This is a genomic window from Kitasatospora phosalacinea, from assembly GCF_030268885.1.
Taxonomy (GTDB): Bacteria; Actinomycetota; Actinomycetes; order Streptomycetales; family Streptomycetaceae; genus Kitasatospora; species Kitasatospora phosalacinea_C.
On sequence record NZ_BSSA01000106.1, the window covers coordinates 1 to 532 of the forward strand.

Genomic DNA, 532 nt, shown 5'->3' on the forward strand with positions numbered 1-532 from the left:
GGCGGCGTTCCTGGCCAACGTCAGCCACGAGACCGGCGGCCTGGTGTACGTCGTCGAGCAGAACACCGCCAACTACCCGCACTACTGCGACACCACGCAGTCCTACGGCTGCCCGGCCGGGCAGGCCGCGTACTACGGCCGCGGCCCGATCCAGCTCAGCTGGAACTTCAACTACAAGGCGGCCGGCGACGCGCTGGGCATCGACCTGCTGCACAACCCGAACCTGGTGCAGACCGACCCGGCCGTGGCCTGGAAGACCGGCATCTGGTACTGGATGACCCAGAACGGCCCGGGCACCATGACCCCGCACAACGCCATGGTCAACGGCGCCGGCTTCGGCGAGACCATCCGCTCCATCAACGGCTCGCTGGAGTGCAACGGCGGCAACCCCGCCCAGGTCCAGAGCCGCGTCAACGCCTACACCAGCTTCACCGCGATCCTGGGCGTGCCCACCGGCTCCAACCTGAGCTGCTGACACCCCGCCCGGAACAGGAGGGGCCCCGGCCGACCACGCGTCGACCGGGGCCCCTCC

At 69.9% G+C, this 532-nt stretch carries 1 protein-coding gene; it reads left to right on the top strand.

Annotation, left to right across the window (positions count from 1 at the left end; translation table 11 throughout):
• The coding region (locus QSK52_RS39145) for a chitinase (protein WP_285741047.1) at window positions 1-475 on the top strand (475 nt) is incomplete at its 5' end.
• Between the last annotated feature and the right edge of the window lie 57 nt (window positions 476-532).